At 66.2% G+C, this 14,358-nt stretch carries 12 protein-coding genes and 1 pseudogene; 6 read left to right on the forward strand and 7 right to left on the reverse strand.

From position 1 onward, the window contains the following. Nucleotides 1-14 precede the first annotated feature (14 nt). Entirely contained in the window at nucleotides 15-473 is a 459-nt protein-coding gene (locus ABD301_RS35885) for a winged helix-turn-helix transcriptional regulator (protein WP_344314607.1), read from the forward strand. Between the two features lie 3 nt (nucleotides 474-476). On the opposite strand, the gene ABD301_RS35890 is transcribed toward ABD301_RS35885, so the two are convergent. The 4 genes from ABD301_RS35890 to ABD301_RS35905 all read right to left on the reverse strand — a co-directional run bounded on the left by ABD301_RS35890 (nucleotide 477) and on the right by ABD301_RS35905 (nucleotide 5,309). Then, complete coding sequence (locus tag ABD301_RS35890; protein ID WP_344314608.1) at nucleotides 477-644, reverse strand: hypothetical protein; 168 nt, start codon at nucleotides 642-644, stop codon at nucleotides 477-479. A gap of 128 nt (nucleotides 645-772) precedes the next feature. After that, entirely contained in the window at nucleotides 773-2,302 is a 1,530-nt protein-coding gene (locus ABD301_RS35895; RefSeq protein ID WP_344314610.1) for a GMC family oxidoreductase, read from the reverse strand. Further along, nucleotides 2,299-3,831, reverse strand: a complete 1,533-nt coding sequence (locus ABD301_RS35900; RefSeq protein WP_344314612.1) for an APC family permease — start codon at nucleotides 3,829-3,831, stop codon at nucleotides 2,299-2,301. Before ABD301_RS35900 ends, ABD301_RS35895 begins: the two co-directional genes overlap by 4 nt. Nucleotides 3,832-3,839: 8 nt before the next feature. Beyond that, on the reverse strand, nucleotides 3,840-5,309 hold the full coding sequence (locus ABD301_RS35905; RefSeq protein WP_344314614.1) for an aldehyde dehydrogenase family protein: 1,470 nt from the start codon (nucleotides 5,307-5,309) through the stop codon (nucleotides 3,840-3,842). 93 nt (nucleotides 5,310-5,402) lie between these two features. On the opposite strand from ABD301_RS35905, the gene ABD301_RS35910 reads away from it, so the two are divergent. The 3 genes from ABD301_RS35910 (at nucleotide 5,403) to ABD301_RS35920 (ending at nucleotide 7,964) form a co-directional block, all read left to right on the forward strand. Next, nucleotides 5,403-6,059: an acVLRF1 family peptidyl-tRNA hydrolase gene (locus ABD301_RS35910; protein ID WP_344314616.1), complete on the forward strand. Its 657-nt coding sequence runs from the start codon at nucleotides 5,403-5,405 to the stop codon at nucleotides 6,057-6,059. Nucleotides 6,060-6,123: 64 nt separating this feature from the next. Continuing rightward, complete coding sequence (locus ABD301_RS35915; RefSeq protein WP_344314618.1) at nucleotides 6,124-6,735, forward strand: TetR/AcrR family transcriptional regulator; 612 nt, start codon at nucleotides 6,124-6,126, stop codon at nucleotides 6,733-6,735. Further along, complete coding sequence (locus ABD301_RS35920) at nucleotides 6,732-7,964, forward strand: glycosyltransferase (RefSeq protein ID WP_344314619.1); 1,233 nt, start codon at nucleotides 6,732-6,734, stop codon at nucleotides 7,962-7,964. Before ABD301_RS35915 ends, ABD301_RS35920 begins: the two co-directional genes overlap by 4 nt. Here the strand turns inward: ABD301_RS35920 and ABD301_RS35925 are convergent. Beyond that, nucleotides 7,961-8,571 (reverse strand): annotated as a pseudogene (locus ABD301_RS35925) (DUF899 family protein). The gene ABD301_RS35920 and the pseudogene ABD301_RS35925 overlap by 4 nt on opposite strands. Nucleotides 8,572-8,972: 401 nt before the next feature. On the opposite strand from ABD301_RS35925, the gene ABD301_RS35930 reads away from it, so the two are divergent. After that, nucleotides 8,973-9,662 (forward strand): SDR family oxidoreductase, encoded by a 690-nt coding sequence (locus ABD301_RS35930; protein ID WP_163573583.1) that lies wholly within the window; start codon nucleotides 8,973-8,975, stop codon nucleotides 9,660-9,662. A 76-nt stretch (nucleotides 9,663-9,738) separates the two neighbouring features. Continuing rightward, on the forward strand, nucleotides 9,739-10,146 hold the full coding sequence (locus ABD301_RS35935; RefSeq protein ID WP_344314620.1) for a hypothetical protein: 408 nt from the start codon (nucleotides 9,739-9,741) through the stop codon (nucleotides 10,144-10,146). Nucleotides 10,147-10,219: 73 nt separating this feature from the next. Here ABD301_RS35935 and ABD301_RS35940 read toward each other — a convergent pair whose 3' ends face one another. Further along, nucleotides 10,220-13,258, reverse strand: coding sequence for a S8 family serine peptidase (locus tag ABD301_RS35940; protein ID WP_344314621.1), 3,039 nt, complete (start codon nucleotides 13,256-13,258; stop codon nucleotides 10,220-10,222). A 151-nt stretch (nucleotides 13,259-13,409) separates the two neighbouring features. Then, nucleotides 13,410-14,357 (reverse strand): KPN_02809 family neutral zinc metallopeptidase, encoded by a 948-nt coding sequence (ypfJ, locus tag ABD301_RS35945; RefSeq protein WP_344314622.1) that lies wholly within the window; start codon nucleotides 14,355-14,357, stop codon nucleotides 13,410-13,412. Nucleotide 14,358 lies beyond the last annotated feature (1 nt).

Below are 14,358 nucleotides of genomic sequence, written 5' to 3' on the forward strand. Positions count from 1 at the left end.
GATAGGGTGGCGTTATGTTGGGGCGTACGTACGAGGGTCAGCGCTGCTCGATCTCACGGTCGTTGGAGGTGGTCGGGGAGCGATGGTCGCTGTTGATCCTGCGTGACGTGTTGCTCGGAATCAGCCGATTCGACGACCTGCAAAAGAGCCTCGGCATCACTCGGAGCGTGCTGTCCACCCGGCTTGAGCACCTGGTCGAGGAGGGCGTGGTCGCGCGCCACCGCTACCAACGCCGTCCGGACCGGTACGAATACGTGTCCACTCCGAAAGGCCTTGAACTTTGGCCTGTCCTCATGCATTTGCTCGACTGGGGTGACCGGCACTATCCGCAGGCCGACGGCCCGCCGAGGGTCATCGCGCATGTCGACTGCGGCGGCCGGATGAACAGCGATCTGTGCTGCGACCGCTGCGGTGAGCGGCTCGCCCCGGCGAACACCGAGAACGGTTCACCGAAGTCACCGAGTCGCCGGTGACCCTCAGTGTGGGAAGACGCAGGCCTCGCAGCTGGCCCAGAAGGTGCACTGGAGTCGGGTGGGTGGTGGGGGAAAGCGCGGGTCGTCGATGAGTTTCATCGTCGGAATCCGGTCCGCGATGCGAATGTCGAGATCGAATTCGTCAGCGCCGCGGGTTTCGTCGGTTGTCATGATTTCCTTCCGGCTGGGCGAGCTGGCATCTCGTCCAGAGTGAGACCGGAACGCCCTGGCCGGAAGGGGCGGTCATCGGGAAAAACCGGGAAATGCTCCCGACTTAAAATTGGTCTTGACCTGGCCAGCTAGCGAGCGTCCTCATTGATCATGTCGGCGCATTTCTCGCCAATCATCATCGTGGTGATGCACGGGTTGACCGCGACCAGAAACGGCATGGCCGAGCCGTCCGCCACCCGCAGTCCGGTCACGCCTTTCACCCGGAGCCGACTGTCCAGCGGGCCACCCATCGGGACGGTCGCGGAGGGGTGATAGACGGTGTTGTGGGTTTTCCTGATGTAGTCGGCGATCTCGTCGTCGGTCTGGGCGTCCGCGCCGGGCGCGAGCTCGTCGCCGGCCCAGCCGGCCATTGCCGGTTGCGCGACGATTTCACGAGCGAGCCGGATCCCGTACGTCATCACCCGCAGGTCGTGTGGATCGCTGAAATAGCGCGGATCCACCCGTGGCTTGTCGCGGAAGTCACGCGTACGCAGGCGTACTGTCCCGGTCGAACGACTGCGGGTGACGTTCGGGGTCAGGCAGAACCCGTTCTCGGTGGTCGGATATCCGTGCCGGAGCGTGTTCATGTCGAAAGGCACCGAGCCGTAGTGGAACATCAGGTCCGGCCGGTCGAGCCCCTCCTCGGTGGTGGTGAAGATGCCGATTTCCCACCATTGGGTGGATTCGGTCACCATCGGCCGCTTCGCGTTCCACTGCACCACGCCCTCGGGATGATCCTGCAGGGTGGAGCCGACGCCTGGGGAGTCGACCAGCACCTCGACGCCAACCTCGCGAAGGTGGTCGGCCGGGCCGATGCCGGACAGCATGAGGATTTTCGGGGTATCGATCGCGCCGGCGGACAGAATGACTTCTCGGCGCGCGGTTACCGAAACGCCGTGTACGAGATCTTCAGCCAGGTATTCGGCGCCGATCGCGCGGGTTCCATCAAAAAGCAACCGCTTGACGCGCGCGCCCGTACGAACGTCCAGATTGGACCGCCGGCCGATGATCGGGTGCAGGTACGACACGGAGGCGGATGCGCGGGTGCCGTTGTCTTGGGCGTTGATCTGAAACCAGTTGGCGCCATGGGTGACCGTACACCCGGTGTTGAAGGCCGTGGTGGGAATGCCGGCCTGCGCGCAGGCTGCCAGCAGTGCCACGCCACATGGATCGTGCGGCGGGACGCTGCGGATCCGTACTGGCCCGGAGCGTCCGTGGTGGTCGCCGGGATCGGCATTGTTCTCCAATCGCTGGTAGAGCGGGAAAATGTCCTTGGCGCTCCACCCGTGGGCGCCCAGAGCCGCCCATTCGTCCAGATCTTCGGCCGGTGCCCAGAAGGCGATGCACGAGTTGTGTGACGAACAGCCGCCGAGCACCCGGGCCCGGGCGTGCCGAAGAAACGAGTTTCCGGACTTCTGTGGTTCGACCGGATAGTCCCAGTCGTAGCCGGACTCCAGGAGCGCCATCCATTTCGTCAGCTCCAAGACGGCCGGATCGTCCACATCGGACGGTCCAGCCTCCAGCAGGCAGACCGTTACGTCCGGATTCTCCGACAACCGAGCCGCCACGACCGCTCCGGCGGTGCCGCCACCGACCACCACATAGTCGTATGACGTCATGAAACAGCCTCTCCTTCGGTTGCCTTCACGGCGGCGTGATCGGCCAGGATCCCGACTCGAGAGCGCTGGACGAACCAGTAGTATGCGAAGCCGCCGCCGGCGAGGACGACCACGAAAAGCACCGAACTCCACTGCAGATACCAGTGAAATGGCGGAGTGGCGTTGTAGATGTCCTTGCGTGGCCAGGCAAGATTGACGCTCATGCCGATGCCCCACAGCACGGCGAGGATGTTGACCGGCAGGCCGAACTTCCCGAGCCGGAAGCGGCCGGCCTGCTGGGCGTTGGCGGTCGGCCATCTGCCACGTAGCCGGGCGACCAACATCGGGATGGTGACGAGCAAGTACGAGACATAGATCAGCACCACCGCGAGACTGGTCACCGCGGAGAAGATCTGCGGCTGGTTGATGTTGACCACCAGCAACAAAACCGCGATCGCCCCGATGATGATCGAAGGAAGCACTGGTGTGTGGAAACGCGGGCTTACTCGGGCGAGCACCGATCCGCCCGGCAGACAGTTGTCCCGGGCCATCGCGAAGGCGATCCGGATTGCCGCGGTGTGGACGGCCAACACGCAGACGGTGATCGCGATGGCAATGGCGATCAGGAAAGCGCGGCCGATCGCCGGCCCGAGCGCGTCGGTCAGGACGAACTGTAGGCCGTCGGTCTTGAGCTGCGGCGCGTTCAGGTTCCGGGCCGCCATCAGCCCGAACAGAATGATCAAACCGCCCAGAATGAACGAGCCGACCAGTGCGCGAAGCACTGCCTGTGGTGCATTCTTGCGCGGGTTCAGGGATTCCTCGCCGAGCGAGGCCGCGGTGTCGAAACCGTACATGACGTACGACGAAGCCAGCGATGCGACCAGAAACGCGCCGAGATAGCCCCAGGTGTGCCCGGCTCCGGTACCCAACGTTTCGGTGACCACGCCCGGCCCGCGGGTCATGACCGTGGCCAGTGCGATGATCAGCAGGACGGCCGCGACCAGTTCGATGAAGACGCCGGTGCTGTTGATCCGGGCCATCAGTCTGACGCCGACCGCGTTGACGACAGTGGTGAAGACAATCAGTACGGTAGCCAGCAGAACAGCGTTCGCGGCATCGTCGTACGTCCCCTTGCCGTTGCCGATGAACTGGAAGATCGGATCGATTTGCGGCAGGGTCCGCTGGTACGCGAGCGCCGTCGCCGAAATCGACACGATGGAGGCGACCAGCATCATCCAACCGGCGAGCCATGCCACATGCGGGTTCGACAGCCGCTTGGACCAGTTGTAGATCGCGCCGGCGACAGGGAAGTTCGAGGCCAGTTCGGAGAAACACAGTGCGACCATCAGTTGGCCGCCGAAAACCATCAGCCACGACCACCAGTAGGCCGGGCCGCCCTCGGCGATGCCCAGATAGGAGAGTTGAAAGGTGCCGGTCAGGATCGAGATGTAGCTGATCCCGGCGGCGAAGGTGTGGAAGCTGCCCAGTGAGCGTTTGAGCTTGTTGGAATATCCGAACTCGTTGAGTTCCGCGTCGTCAGCTGTCGACATATCACTCCCTATCCGGAGAACCATCGCTGCGGAGCCGGCCGCAGATTCTGGTAGATGTGTTTCACCTCCTGATATTCGGCCAGTCCGTGTGGGCCGAGCTCGCGGCCGACACCGGACTGCTTGAACCCGCCCCATTCGGCTTGCGGCAGATACGGATGGAAGTCGTTGATCCAGACCGTGCCGTGCCGCAACCGTCCGGCCACTCGTTGCGCTTTGCCGGCGTCCTGGGTGAAAACCGCGCCGGCGAGACCGTAGATAGTGTCGTTGGCGATGCGCACGGCGTCATCCTCGTCCGTGAAGGTCTCAACTGTGAGGACAGGCCCGAAAGCCTCCTCGACCACGGCGTTGGTGCCCTGCCGTACGCCGTCCAGAACCGTTGGTAGGTAGAAGAAACCGTTGGCGAACTCGGTTCCGTCCGGCCGTTTGCCGCCGGTGCGTACGATCGCACCTTCGGCGATCGCGGTGGCCACATACTTCTCCACCTTTTCCCGGTGAACGGCCGAAATCAGCGTTCCGGTTTCGGCGTTCTCGTCGAACGGCCCACCGAGCCGGATCCGGCCGGCGCGGGCGACCACCTCGTCGACGACCTGGGCGTGCACAGTTTCCTGGACGATGAGCCGGGCGCCGGCCGAACAAACTTGGCCGGAATGCAGGAATGCGCCGGTGAGCGCATAGTCGATCGCGGTTTCCAGGTCGGCGTCGGCGAAAACCACATTCGGGTTCTTGCCGCCCAACTCCAGCGCCACTTTCTTGACGGTGGCCGCGGCATTTGCCGCGATGACGCGGCCGGTGGCGAGGCCGCCGGTGAACGAGACCATATCGACGTCTGGGTGTTCGGCCAGCGGTGCGCCGGCGGTGGCGCCGGCACCCAACACAAGATTCCCGACGCCCGCTGGCAAACCGGCCTCGGCCAGCACGTCCATCAGCAGGATCGCGGTGCTCGGCGTCAACTCGCTCGGCTTGAGGACGAAGGTGTTGCCGGCGGCCAGCGCCGGTGCGACTTTCCACGACACCTGCAACAACGGGTAATTCCATGGGGTGATCAGCGCGCAGACGCCCAGCGGTTCATGGACGATCCGGCTGAAGGTATCCGCGTTGCCGGTGTCGACGATCCGGCCGGCGTCCTGACCGGCGAGTTTTCCGAAGTAGCGAAAGCACGACACGATGTCGGCGATGTCGTATTCGCTCTCCACCAGCCGCTTGCCGGTGTCCAGGGATTCGGCTCTCGCGAAGACATCTGTGCGGGCCGCGATGCCGTCTGCCACCCGCAGCAACAGATCCCCGCGCTCGGCGGTGGCCGTTCCCGGCCAATCGCCGGCATCGAACGCTTTTCTGGCCGCGCCAATAGCGTGGACGGTGTCCGCCGCGGTCGCCTCATCGACGGTCGCGACCAGCGTTCCATCGGCGGGGCAGTGGATTTCGCGCACCCCGCGGGCTTGTGCCGCGACCCAGCCGCCGTCGATGAACAGGCTCGCCATCTGCCACCTTTCGTCGATCCGCTCTCGCACCCTAATCTGACCCGCGCCCGTACGCGAGGCAGCGGCAGGTGGCTTGGGGCGTAGCGTGGCGGCATGGTGCGGCAGGCAGCGGGTGGGGGGCGGTGGGTGGACGTGCCGCCAGAGCGGTTGACCGGCTGGCTGAACCGGTTCGCCAATCGGCATGGTTCGTTGGACACCACACTTGCCGACGACGTGGTGTCCGTACGCGCCGAGGACGGCTCGACCGCGCGCATCCCGGTGCCTTTCCCGCCGTTGAAGGTTTCCGGGGGGTTGCTCACGTCGTTGGCCGCCCACGCCGGCGTCGACCGTACGATCGGCGTCCTGCTGGTACGTCTTGGCGGCCACGCGGCCGGTGTCTTCCACGGCACCGAACTCAAGGTGTCCAAAGTGGACAGCCGGTTGGTGCACGGCCGTAGTGCGGCCGGTGGCTGGTCGCAGCATCGCTTCGCGCGCCGCCGCGACGGCCAGGCCAGGGCCGCCCTGCAGGCGGCGGCCGCGGTCGCTGGCCGGATCCTGCTTCCGTACGTGCCAGACCTCGACGCGTTGGTGACCGGCGGCGACAAGTCGGCGGTCGAGACGGTCTTGGAGGAGCCGCAGTTGGCCCCGCTTCGTCCACTCGTCAGTGACCGCTTCCTGGCCGTGCCCGATCCCAAGCGCGCGATCCTCGACCAGACCCCCGAACAGTTCCGTGCCCTGCAGATCCTCGTCCACGACGTGACCCGCGACTGACCTGTCTGACAAAGACAGGCTCGGTCCGCTCGCATGTGTAGATCAGTCGATCTACAGTTAGATCATGCGATCTAAAGGCGAGCGTACGTTCACCGAGGGAGCCAGGCGGGCACAGATTGTCGACTGTGCGATTGACGTGATCGCCGAGGTCGGTTACCCGCAGGCTTCGATTCGCAAGATCGCGGACCGGGTCGGGGTCGCGATGAGCGTGGTGCTCTACCACTTCGCCGGCAAGGACGAGCTGGTGGGTGCGATCGTCAGCAAGCTCTACCGGCTGTTCATTGAGCGGATTTTGCCGGCGGTGCAGGCTGAAACGACAGCGGCTGGCAAGTTTCGGGCGTACATCCGGGGAAATGTGGCTTACATCGCCGACCACAAGAAGGAACACGGCGTCATCATCGACATCGGAATGACCTATCGATCCGCGACGGGGAAACGACTTTATGACCTTGAGCTCGATCCCGAACTGTTGACGCAACTGTCCAAATTGGACCTCGAGTCGATCTTCGGCCTGGGCGAAGGGATTTCCGCGCCCCATCCGAAGTTGACGGCGGTCGCGGTGCGGTCGGCGCTCAATGGCGCGGTGCTCGAAGTCGGCCTGGATCCGGACTTCGACGTTTTGGGCTATGGCGAGGAACTGGTCAGGCTGTTCGAACCGATCTGGAGGATGTCATGACAAGAGTCGTGATCGCCGCGATGGGGACGCGCGGTGATGTGGCGCCGTTGACTGACGTGGGCGTAAGACTGCTGGCCGCCGGCCACCAGGTCGTGCTCGCCGCTTCAAGGCCTTTCGCGGCCGAGATCCAGCGGTGTGGCCTGGAGTTTCGGGCCATGGGTGGTGATTTCCGTGAGACCGAGATCGCCGGTGCGAGCCCGGCGAAGCTGGTGTTGACCGCGGTGTCTCCGGCCAGCGTACGGGCAATGGGCGAGTTGGTGTTGACAGCACTGGAAAACGAGAAGGCCGATGTGTTGTTGTTGTCGCCTTGGGCGGAGTTCGCCGGCCATCCGTTCGCTGAGGCCAACGGCATTCCCAGCATCGGCGTACGGTTGCAGCCGCTGTCGGCGACGGCCGCCCATCCACCGTCCGTGCTGGGAGCGTGGTCGCTGGGCGGACCGGGAAACCGGCTTGCCGGGGCGGCTGGCGGGGCGCTGGTTGATCGAGTGTATGGCAACGTTGTCAACGATATTCGGGCTCGGGTGGGGCTTTCGGCGACCAGTGTGAGCGCGCTCAGACGGCGGCGCACCGAGGCTGGTTGGCCGATCCTGCACGGCTATTCGCCCGCGGTCGTGCCGCGGCCGCGGGACTGGCGGACGGGTCTTGAAGTGGTCGGTTATTGGTGGCCGCAGGTCGTTCCCGGCTGGCGGCCACCAGCCGAGCTGGTGGATTTTCTGGACGCTGGGCCGCCACCGGTCTTTCTGGGTTTTGGCAGCGTGATGACCGGCCCGAAGGCGGCGGCCAGACTGTCCGAGCTTGCGCTCGCCGCGTTGCGCGCGGCCGGTGTGCGGGGAGTTATCCAAGCGGGATGGGCAAATCTGGACGTACGCTCCGACGACGTGATAACCATCGGGGACGTCCCGCACGAGTGGTTGTTCCCAAGAATGGCGGCCGTTGTGCACGCCTGTGGGGCTGGTACGACCGCGGCCGGGCTGCGCGCCGGAGTGCCGGCTGTCGGCGTACCCGTCGCTGGCGACCAGCCGTTCTGGGCATACCGGCTGCGCGAACTCGGCGTCAGCCCGGCGACCGTGCCGTACTGGAGGTTGACAGCCGGCCGCCTTGCCGCGGCTGTCCAGGCCGCGGTCAAGGATCCGGCGTACGGCCGCGCCGCGCGAGAGATCGCCAGTCACCTCGCCGAAGAAGACGGCGCTGGTGCGGTCGTCAAAGCTGTCGAACAGGCCCTTTGTTAGCCATAGGTGGGTTTCTGGGGCCAGCCCGCGGGGGAGTCTTCCCAGTCCTCCTGCCGGCCGAAAGGGGTCAGGTCGAGGAAAAGCGCGGGCAGGTTCAACAAATCCAGGCCTCGTGCGTACGCCGAGTAGGTGTGGAAGACATCGTTTCCGGCCCGCAGGAAAACACTGTTCGCGGGTCCGTCGCCGAGCAGGTAGTCCTTCATGCCGGCCGCGATGAGCTCTTCTTTGTTGCGGTAGTTGAATTCAACCGGCGCGACCGACTCATCGAGGGTGGCGTGGAAATCGTAGCTGAAGGTGGTGTTGTACGAGGAATAGAACGGGAACCGCCAGTCGTGGCCGTCACTGTGGCGGGCGATGCTGGCCAGTGGCGCGCGTGCGATGGCAACGAAAGTGATGTCGTGAGCCGGCGCCCCTCGAATAGGTCGAGCAGGCTGGTTTTCCCGTCCGGGCCCTGGAAAACGTACTCCTTGTCGACCTTCACCATGGGCAACCGGCGGCGCTGCGCGTTGACCGCGTCGCGTTGCCGGGTGAGCGCCTTCTCCTGGGCGAGCAGCTCGCGGCGGGCGACCAGCCACTCTTGTCTGGACGCGATCGGGGGAAGGGCCATTCTTGCCTCCTGGGTGCGTTGGTCCTGCATCCGTACAGACTCGCCGGCACCGCAAAAGTGATCGGCGCGACACTATTGCGAAATTCTGGCAATAAGGGCGTACTGACTGAGTGAACGGGCCCCCGGTACGCACCGTGGAACATCGCCCGCATGCGAGCGGGGACTGTTGCTGCGGCTGGGAGCTGCGCGGGAGCGCGTTCAGCTGGTCGCCGGCGCTGGCCGACCTCGGACTCTCGATCGAGGAACCGCGGTTATCCGGCCCTGCGCTTCGCGCCCGGCCGAAACTCGCGGATGATGCAGTCGGGCCGACGGGTTTTTGGTCACGCGCCAGGTGTCCGTACGGTCGCAGGTGCTGGCTTGCGAGCTGCATAAGCTGACACGTAGTCGGGGAGGAGCGTGGGATGGCCGAAACGCCGGTGGCGCTAGTGACGGGTGCGAACCGTGGCATTGGGTTGGAGGTGGTGAGGCAGCTCGCTGATCGCGGCTATGCGGTGGTGCTCGGGTCGCGCGACCTGGCCAAGGGGGAGGCGGCCGCGAAGGAGTTCGGCGAGCGGGTACAGGCGTGCCAGCTGGATGTCGCCGACAGTGCGAGTGTGGCGGCGATGGCCGAGCAGGTCAGCCGTACGTACGGCCGCGTGGACGCGGTTGTCAACAACGCGGCGATTCTGTACGACACGTGGCAACGTGCTGTCACGGCCGACCTCGCCGTCGTCCGGGAAGCGATGGAGACCAATCTTTTTGGTTCGTGGCAAGTAACTCAGGCGCTGCTGGACCCGCTGCGGGCGAGTGCGCATCCGCGAGTGGTGAATGTGAGCAGCGAAGCCGGCTCGCTGGCCGCGATGTCCGGTGGCACTCCGGCGTACAGCGTGTCCAAGGCAGCGCTCAACGCGCTCACCCGACTTCTGGCGGGAGAACTCAAAAGGGATCGCATTCTGGTGAACGCGATCTGCCCGGGCTGGGTGGACACCGACATGGGTCAGGGCGGCCGGCCGGTCGCCGAGGGAGCCGCCGGGGTGGTCTGGGCGGCGACCCTGCCGGACGACGGGCCAACCGGTGGCTTCTTCCGCGACCGCCGTCCACTGCGCTGGTAACGGTTTGGTCGCGGCGAGGGTGGGGTACTCCGGGGGTGCGGTCCTGGACGGGCCGACTCTCGGAGGTGAACTGGCGATGATCATCGGACTTCTGCTCATCCTGGTCGCGATCGTGGTGGCGGTGCTGGGAATCGCCTTCACCGGCGGTCCCAGCCACTCGATCACCGCGTTCGGGCAACACCTGGCGACGCTGAACGGCCCTGAGCTGTTCGCCCTCGGCATCGCCGTGGGGCTCGTGTTCTGCCTGGGATTCTGGATGCTCGGGGTGGCCTCCCGACGGCGTCGCGCCACCCGGGCGGACCTACGGGCCGCTCGCCGGCAGGCCGCCGAGGCCGCCCAGCAACGCGACGAGTTGGCGGCCCGGCTGAACGAGCCCGCGGTCACCGCGCCGCGCCCGGAGCACTACGCGGCCCCGGTGGAGCCGACCGATCGGTACGCGGACGGTACCGGCACGGTCGACGCCGGCCGCCACGTAGCCCGATAGGGCCCTCCCGAACTCGACGTTTTCGTTGCCGACACTGGCGCGTCGGTGACGAAAACGTCGAGTTCGCGGGTGGTTAAAGATTGAGGGTGAGGGTGGTGTTCGCGTACGGGGTTGCGTTGCCTGAGTAGGTGAGGCGGGCCAGGTAGCGGGCGCCGGCGGGCAGGGCCGACCAGGTGGTCCTGACCGAGGCGCTCTTGCCGTTGGTGACGGGTTGGGTGGCGGGAGCGATGGTCAGGTTGTTGGCCGCGGCGCTGCCGAGCAGCCAGTCGTTCTCGGTGATGACCTGCTCGGTGGCGCCCGAGCCGAGCGCGAACATGTCGACGTAGATGTCGTACGTGCCAGCCGCTGGCCCGACGAGATCGACCTGTTCCTGCGCGGTGCCGCCGGTGCTGGAGCCGACCAGCGTGGTGGTGCCCCCCTTGTAGACGAACATGTCGACGTCGGTGCCGGCGGCCACGTCAGCGTCGAAGGTGGCGAACCGTGCGAACGATGTTCCAGCCGGCACCGTTACGGTGTATTTGGCGGTGTGGTCGGTGGCCGCCGGGTTCGTGGTCGGGAAGCTCGAACCACTCGGGTTTTTCAGCGTGGCCGGGCGTTTGGTCGACGGTACGAAGCCAGCGACCGACGTGCTGAGGGTGCCGGTGAAGCCGGATTTCACCGATACCGTGGTGGAACCGGAGGCGCCACTGCCGGTGACGGTGGCCGGTGCCCGGACGCCCACCGGCCGGATGACGAGTTGGCTGCGGACGCTGTGAGTGCCGTCCGCCCACGTCAGTGCGCCGGTCACGTACGAGCCAAAGGCGGCGGTCGTACGGGTGAAAGTCACCTTGTACGACGCCGTACGTCCCGGAGCGACGGTCAGGGTCGTCGGTGAAACAGTGGCGGTGACGCCCGCCGGCGCGGCGATGTGGGCGGTGTAGGTGGAGCGCTTGATGCCGACGTTGGTGACTGTACGAGTCACCGTCTGGTTGCCGGCGAGGTCGCCGATCGCGATGTTCGGCGCGTTCAGGTCACTGGGGTCGGCGCTGCCCACGATCCGGCAGATCGTGTTGCTGGCGGCCAGGTCACCGGTGCCGCACAGGAACCGGCCCCAGTCGATCACGTTGCTGTCGTAGACCAGGCCCGGATCGGCGGCGGAGTTCGGTGTGACGTGGCCTGAGCCGTAGTCGAACGCGCCGGCCGGGCCGCCGGTGTCCGCGGTGATCGGGTCGCCTTTGTTGTCCAGCAACGAAGAAGTCGTCATCAGCGCCGACTTCACCATCATCGGTGTCCACTGTGGATGGAGCTGGCGGATGAGCGCGGCGATGCCGGCGATGTGCGGCGACGACATCGATGTGCCGGACTCGAAGTCGAAGTTCCGGCCGTCGTGCGAGACCGGCGAAACGGCGGCGAGTACGTCCACACCGGGCGCCATGATGTCCGGCTTCAGCACGTCACCGCCGCCGGCCAAGGCCGGGCCACGCGAGGAGAAGCTGGCCACGCCGGGAGCTTCGACGCCACTGACCTTGTGGCCGGCGGACAGCGATGCGGTCGGGGTCGCGGTGCCGCCGAGATAGGCCTTGACGGCGGCGCCGTCGGTGTCGCTGACGTGCACGGTCGGCAGCGTGTGCAGGTCGGCGTTGAGCGAGTTCGGGCTGGTGTTGGCCAGTACGACGCCGACGCCACCGGCTTCCCGTACGGCCTTGCTCTTGTCCACTCGGTCGTTCGTGCCGCGGTCGCAGACCACGATCTTGCCGGCCACCTTGGCCGGGTCCAGCGCGCCCTCGGGGTGCGCCGGATCCCAGGTTCTGGAGAAGCAGAGCCGGGCCGCGGTCGGGTTGGCGCCCGCCAGCGCGCCGGCGGTCCCGAGGATGAGCGGGCTGCTGGGTACGGCCGCACCGATGCCGGCGCCGGTGTAGGTCGCCCCGTTGCCGAGGGTCACGCTCGCCTGGAACGCGCGGTCGTGCGTACCAGCGGCGACGGTCGTCAGCCACGGTGAGTTGTGCGCGACCGTGCTGGTGCCCGGGCCATCGTTGCCGGCCGAGGTCGACACGAAAATGCCAGCCGCGGCCGCGTAAAGGAACTCGACCTCGACCGGGTCCAGATCGTTCGTACGACTGCCGGAGATCGAGTAGTTGATGACGTCGACGCCGTCGATGATGGCGTCCTCGATGGCCTGGACAAGGTCGGCGGTGCTGCCGGACGCGCTGGAACCGGTGTGCCACAACGCCTTGTAGACAGCGATCCGGGCGGCCGGCGCCATCCCGCTGCCCAGGCCCAGGGAGTTGCCGTTGACGATCATGTCGGTGTGGTAGTCGCCGGCCGCCGTCGACGCGGTGTGCGATCCGTGGCCGTTGATGTCCCGCGCCGAGGCGACCTCGTTCACGTACGGCGCGGCCTTGACCGCCGCGTTGCCGCCAATGCCCGCGTTGTAGTAGCGGGCGCCGACGATTTTGTTGCCACAGTTGGCCGTGGTCCATTGTTCGGCGGCCGCGCAGCTGCCCTGGAAACCGGTCAGCCGGCTGGGGTTGGTGAGTGCCCGGAAGGACGGGTTCTCCGGCCAGATGCCGCTGTCGATGTCACCGATGACCAGGTTCTGGCCGCCGCCCGCGCGCTCCGGACCGCCGAGTTTTTCCCACAGTCCGCCGGGTTTGTCGAGACCGAGGAAGGCCGGCGTGCTGACCGTGTCGGCCTGGCGCAGCTCGTTCTTGCTGACGCTGAGAACGCCGGTCGTACGGGCCAACTGGGCGGCTTTGGCGGCGGTCATCCTGGCCGCGAAACCGTTGAAACCAACGGAATAGTCGTAGACCTTGCTGATACCGGCCTGACGGGCCAGCGAGTCGTGCCGGCCCCGCAGATAGCCGCGATATTTGCTCGCGTCAGCGGAATTCGAGTGGAATTTGGTGCCGGGCGCGGGCTTGGTGGCCCGATATCCGGAGACGCTCCCGGTGTAGCCGGTCGCTGGCACCTCGGCCATCTGCACGATGTACGTGTTGGTCGGGCCGCCGCTGGCCGCTGCGGCCGGGCCCGAGGCCGCGACCGCGGTCATGCCGGCGGTCAGGGCGGTCACCGCGAGAACGGTGACCAGCCGCCGCCTTCTCGGTGTCCGCGATGCCGTTGTCTCGTCGAGCATGGGCCCAGTCCCCTCACGTCCGCCGACTCGTGCTGGGCACGTACGAGCAGCCCAGGCATGCCGCGGCATAGTATGCGCGAAGGTTCGAAGATCGGTAAGGGTTTTCCAGTATTTCCTTGACTAAACTGGGTAGACGCGCCGGGTTTGTCGGCTATCTGGTGGCGCTGAGCGTGTCGCATTTCGTCGGGTCGCCGGTGGTGTAGCCGGTGAAGAACCACTGCTGGCGGGACTTCGCGGAGCCATGGGTCCAAGTCTCCTGGTTCACCCCGGCGCCGGCGGCCTGCTGGATCCGGTCGTCGCCCACCGCGGCGGCCGCCTGCAGCGCTTCCTGAATGTCCTTGTCGTCGACGGTGGCGACGGGTCCGCCGCCGGCGTTCTTCGCCCACACGCCCGCATAGCAGTCGGCCTGCAGTTCCAGAGCCACCGAATACACGTTCTTCTTTGACGGGTTTTGTTGCTGCAGCTGGCGAACCCGCCGCTCGGTGCCGGTCAGGTTCTGGATGTGGTGGCCGAACTCGTGAGCCAGCACGTACGCCTGCGCGAACTGTCCAGGTGCGCCGAACCGGCTGGAGAGCTCGGCATAGAACGACAGGTCGATGTAGACCAGCTCGTCCGCAGGGCAGTAGAACGGCCCGACGTCCGAGGTCGCCTGGCCGCAGCCGGTGTTTGTCGAGCGAGAAAAGAAGACCGCTTTGGTCACTTTGTAGCGGACGCCGAACGTGGTCGGCAGCTCCCGGTTCCAGAACTGCTGGATGTCGTTGACGTAGAAGCCGTTCCGGCAGTCCAGCTCGGTGAACCGCTGCGGGTTGCTGGCCGCGCATTTCTGCGCCAGTGCCCGGTTGTCGCCGGAGGAGGTGCCGCTTGCGCCGCCACCGCTGAGCGTGGACAGGTCGATGGTGCCGGTGCCGAAGAGGGCGCCCACCACGACCAGCACGATCAGACCGACGATGCTGCCGCCGACCGTACGCCCGCCGCCCGGGATAGTGAAGCCTCCGCCGCCACCACCGAACCCGCCGCTGCCGCTGCTGTCAGAACCGCGCCGGTCGTCGATCTGGGAGGCGTCGAGTTCGGCGTTGGAGTCGAAGTCGTTGTCGGACATG

The sequence above is a fragment of the Fodinicola feengrottensis genome, assembly GCF_039530045.1.
Classification (GTDB): domain Bacteria; phylum Actinomycetota; class Actinomycetes; order Mycobacteriales; family HKI-0501; genus Fodinicola; species Fodinicola feengrottensis.

What these genes read in the sequence shown, in the direction of transcription:
- ypfJ (WP_344314622.1), bottom strand. Translation starts at nt 14,357, where the DNA reads ATGTCCGACAACGACTTCGACTCCAACGCCGAACTCGACGCCTCCCAG.
- ABD301_RS35900 (WP_344314612.1), bottom strand. Translation starts at nt 3,831, where the DNA reads ATGTCGACAGCTGACGACGCGGAACTCAACGAGTTCGGATATTCCAAC.
- ABD301_RS35910 (WP_344314616.1), top strand. Translation starts at nt 5,403, where the DNA reads ATGGTGCGGCAGGCAGCGGGTGGGGGGCGGTGGGTGGACGTGCCGCCA.
- ABD301_RS35885 (WP_344314607.1), top strand. Translation starts at nt 15, where the DNA reads ATGTTGGGGCGTACGTACGAGGGTCAGCGCTGCTCGATCTCACGGTCG.
- ABD301_RS35940 (WP_344314621.1), bottom strand. Translation starts at nt 13,258, where the DNA reads ATGCTCGACGAGACAACGGCATCGCGGACACCGAGAAGGCGGCGGCTG.
- ABD301_RS35895 (WP_344314610.1), bottom strand. Translation starts at nt 2,302, where the DNA reads ATGACGTCATACGACTATGTGGTGGTCGGTGGCGGCACCGCCGGAGCG.
- ABD301_RS35905 (WP_344314614.1), bottom strand. Translation starts at nt 5,309, where the DNA reads ATGGCGAGCCTGTTCATCGACGGCGGCTGGGTCGCGGCACAAGCCCGC.
- ABD301_RS35930 (WP_163573583.1), top strand. Translation starts at nt 8,973, where the DNA reads ATGGCCGAAACGCCGGTGGCGCTAGTGACGGGTGCGAACCGTGGCATT.
- ABD301_RS35920 (WP_344314619.1), top strand. Translation starts at nt 6,732, where the DNA reads ATGACAAGAGTCGTGATCGCCGCGATGGGGACGCGCGGTGATGTGGCG.
- ABD301_RS35915 (WP_344314618.1), top strand. Translation starts at nt 6,124, where the DNA reads ATGCGATCTAAAGGCGAGCGTACGTTCACCGAGGGAGCCAGGCGGGCA.
- ABD301_RS35935 (WP_344314620.1), top strand. Translation starts at nt 9,739, where the DNA reads ATGATCATCGGACTTCTGCTCATCCTGGTCGCGATCGTGGTGGCGGTG.
- ABD301_RS35890 (WP_344314608.1), bottom strand. Translation starts at nt 644, where the DNA reads ATGACAACCGACGAAACCCGCGGCGCTGACGAATTCGATCTCGACATT.